We start from the raw sequence: 3,482 nt of genomic DNA, 5'->3' as shown, positions 1-3,482 counted from the left end.
CCCGCGGGTCAGCGCGATCGAGCGGCGGATCGCGCCGAGCCCGAGCCGTTCGTTGAGCACGACCGCGGTCAGCAGCATCAGCCGCGCACTGGCCCAGATGGCGAGCAGGATCAGCGCAAGGCTGTAGAGGACGACGAACATCGCCGTCGCACGCGGCAGCTGCGGCATTCGCGCGGGCGCGCTGGCGGCAGCGGACGCGGCGGCGAAGTCGAAATGCGACGCGATCAGCGCGATGAACACCGGCGCCATCAGAACCAGCGCGATCAGTCCGACGACGAGCGACACGCCGAGCGCGGGCAGCAGCCGCGCCCACGCCTGACGATAGGCGTCGGTGCGGCCGGTCGAGGGTTGCGTCGCCAGCGCGAGAATCGCGAGCGACCCCAGGATCGCGAGCAACGCGGACGCCACGGCGACGATGCCGGCGACGAGCTGCACCGCCGGCTGCGGCGGGACGAGCAGGACGAGCGCGTTGTTGACGACCGGCGGGAGGACCAGGGTCGGCAACGCAACCGCCGCAATCTGGCCGCTACGCCCCGACAGCACCTCGGTGGTACGATCCCAGACCGTGCCGATTTTCACGCCTCTTCCCATCCGCCTGTTCCCCGTTCGCCGCCTGGCACGCATGCCCGATACCGCCGCGACGTAGCCCAAGCCCCAGGCCTTGACCACTCCCGCGACGGTTGGGCCAGCCGGCATCGCAGGCCCCCGCCCGCTTGCATCACCGGCGGCGAGTGCGCAGATGGGTCACGTGACCGCTTTCCCCTTCCCGACCTCCGGCCGCCACGCGCCCGCCGATCCGCCGTCGCGCCTCGACGGGCTCGAATGGCGGACCGATACCGGCCTGACCCCCTATGCCACCGCGCTCGCCGAGATGGAGGCGCGCGCCGCCGCGGTGACCGCAGGCGATGCGCGCGAGTTGATCTGGCTGCTCGAGCACCCGCCGGTCTATACCGCGGGGACGAGTGCGGATCCGGTCGACCTGGTCGATCCGCGCTTTCCCGTGTTCGATACCGGACGGGGCGGCAAGTACACCTATCACGGGCCGGGGCAGCGGATCGGCTATCTGGTGCTCGACCTCGGCCGACGCGGGCGCGACGTCCGGCGCTTCGTCCACGCGGTCGAGGACTGGGTGATCGCGGCGCTCGGCGAGGTTGGCGTCGCCGCGTTTTCGGTCGAGGGCCGTGTCGGCATCTGGACGCGCGATCCCAATCTCGGCGGCCGCGAGGCGAAGATCGGTGCGATCGGCGTGCGCGTGAAGCGCTGGGTGACGCTGCACGGTTTTGCGGTCAATATTGATCCTGACCTGACGCATTTCGGCGGAATCGTGCCGTGCGGCCTTGCGGAATACCCCGTTACCAGCCTGAAATCGCTGGGCACGAAGGTCGACATGGCAACTTTTGACGCTGCCCTGACGTTGACGAGCGGCGTGTTCCTTGAAACACTTTCTTTGGCTCAAGAAAACGAGGCTTGAGGGCCAGGCCTTTACAGATTAATGTCCACTACGATTTGGGTATATACCTGGCCTCCAGGCCTACCAAATCCTCTATCTAGGGAGCTTCCAAATGCGTTCACTCATCTCCAAGGTTCTGACCGGTTCGCTGATCGCCAGCGCAGCGCTTGCCGTTTCGGCATGCGGTCCGAAGACCGAGACCACGACCGACAACACGATGGTCACCGACATGAATGCCACCGAAGGCATGGACACGATGACCGACAACATGACCGCCGTTGACGGCGCGATGAACGACGGCATGATGGCGAACGACACGATGATGTCGAACGACACCATGATGACCAACAACATGATGTAATTTTCCGGTTTCGGAAGATTATGTGATGCGGGGGGCCGTCCGGGAAACCGGGCGGCCCCTTGTCGTTGGGGCCAAGTCGACCGCTGGGCGGCGGGATGCGCGATGCCATCCCGAGCCTGGTCGATCGGCCGCGATGCGCGATCTCGTTTCGGCTGCGACGGAAATCTGCGGCCCGGATCGTACTCGAAGCCACGATCGGCTGCAGGGCCCCTCAAAACAGTTGGGAGTTGGCAAGAAACGCTTTAGAAATCTCGGCATGGAATGCCCGGGGAGTTGGGAATGAAGATGGTGCGTACTGCGCTGGCGCTCTGCGCGGCGAGCGGCTCGATGGCGTTGGCTCAGCCCGCCTCGGCCCAGTTTTTTCTGCAATCACGCGATTTCTCCGCGCCGGCGGTGACCGGGGACGAGGCCGATCTCGGCCAGGCGATGCCCGACGCCACCAGCGCGGAGAAGCGCGCGGCTATGGTCTGGCACATGCGCGCGGCGCTGAACGTCGCGGCGCTCCAGTGCCAGTTCGAACCGACGCTGCTGACGGTGTCGAACTACAATGCGATCCTCGCCGATCACGGTACCGAACTGCAGGGCGCCTTCGACACGCTCGGCAAATACTTCCTGCGCGTCAACAAGGCCAAGGGCGTCAAGGCCGGCCAGGCTGCGCTCGACCAGTTCGGCACGCGGACCTATTCGAACTTCGCGACCGTCGCCGCGCAATATGGCTTTTGCCAGACGACCGCGTCGATCGGCCGCGACGCGCTGTTCACGCCGCGCGGCCAGTTCGGCGATCTGACGCTGCAGCGCACGCGCGAGCTGCGCAACAGCCTGATCCCCTGGGGCGAACAGCGTTTCCCGCGCTATATCGGCCGCGACCGGGTGAAGATGCCGCGGCTCGACCCGATCTGCTGGAACAAGAAGGCCGAATGGGTCGCCAAGAAGTGCGGCGCGCTCGACTGGCCCCCCGCGGCGGGCGTTGGCATCGCCAACCGCTGAACGATTACCCCCCGGCCCTTGAGCCGGGGGCTTTCCCTGCCGGAGCGGGAAGACGGCCTAGCGCAGCCCCAGCATCTTGTGCGTCTGGAGCGACAGACGCCATTGCGGACGCTCCATCACCAGCGCGACACAGGCATCGCGATTGGCAGCCGCCTGCGGGTCGTCGAGCGGCTGGAGCAGCAGGTTCACGAAGTCCCATGTCTCGATATCGGCGATGTCGGTACCAGGCTGCGGCCAGACCAGCTTCAGCTCGTCGCCGTGACGCTGGACGACGACACTACCCGCCTTGGGGCTGATGCACACCCAGTCGATGCCGGGATGGACCGGCAGCGTGCCGTTGCTCTCGATCGCGATCCGGAAGCCTGCCGCGTGAAGCGCATCGACGATCGCATCGTCGATCTGGAGCATCGGCTCGCCCCCGGTCAGCACGACGAACCGGTCCTGCGTTCCCGCACCCCAGAACCCTGCGACCGCGTCCGCCAGCGCACGCGCATCGGCGAACTTGCCGCCGCCCAGCCCGTCGGTGCCGACGAAATCGGTGTCGCAGAACCGGCAGACCGCGGTCGCGCGATCCTGTTCGCGTCCCGACCAAAGATTACACCCGGCAAAGCGCACGAACACCGCCCGGCGGCCGGCATTCACGCCCTCGCCCTGCAGTGTCAGGAACATTTCCTTGACCGCGTA

5 protein-coding genes are annotated in these 3,482 nt (G+C 66.6%); 3 read left to right on the top strand and 2 right to left on the bottom strand.

Annotation, left to right across the window (positions count from 1 at the left end; genetic code table 11):
• On the bottom strand, nucleotides 1-579 hold a 579-nt coding region (locus sphsw_RS19960; protein ID WP_052380989.1), incomplete at its 3' end, for a hypothetical protein.
• Between the two features lie 169 nt (nucleotides 580-748).
• On the opposite strand from sphsw_RS19960, the gene lipB reads away from it, so the two are divergent.
• The 3 genes from lipB to sphsw_RS16385 all read left to right on the top strand — a co-directional run bounded on the left by lipB (nucleotide 749) and on the right by sphsw_RS16385 (nucleotide 2,798).
• On the top strand, nucleotides 749-1,471 hold the full coding sequence (gene lipB / locus sphsw_RS16395; RefSeq protein ID WP_268745775.1) for a lipoyl(octanoyl) transferase LipB: 723 nt from the start codon (nucleotides 749-751) through the stop codon (nucleotides 1,469-1,471).
• A 91-nt stretch (nucleotides 1,472-1,562) separates the two neighbouring features.
• Nucleotides 1,563-1,811, top strand: coding sequence for a hypothetical protein (locus sphsw_RS16390; protein ID WP_031396007.1), 249 nt, complete (start codon nucleotides 1,563-1,565; stop codon nucleotides 1,809-1,811).
• 279 nt (nucleotides 1,812-2,090) lie between these two features.
• Nucleotides 2,091-2,798 (top strand): hypothetical protein, encoded by a 708-nt coding sequence (locus sphsw_RS16385; protein WP_031441566.1) that lies wholly within the window; start codon nucleotides 2,091-2,093, stop codon nucleotides 2,796-2,798.
• A gap of 57 nt (nucleotides 2,799-2,855) precedes the next feature.
• On the opposite strand, the gene queE is transcribed toward sphsw_RS16385, so the two are convergent.
• Nucleotides 2,856-3,482 (bottom strand): 7-carboxy-7-deazaguanine synthase (gene queE, locus sphsw_RS16380; RefSeq protein ID WP_081874389.1); only part of this gene is annotated, 627 nt, incomplete at its 5' end.

Source organism: Sphingomonas sp. FUKUSWIS1, assembly GCF_000733135.1.
In the GTDB taxonomy this organism is placed as follows: domain Bacteria; phylum Pseudomonadota; class Alphaproteobacteria; order Sphingomonadales; family Sphingomonadaceae; genus Sphingomonas; species Sphingomonas aerolata.
Note: the sequence above shows the minus strand (reverse complement) of the source record. Positions and strands in the feature narration are given on the sequence as shown.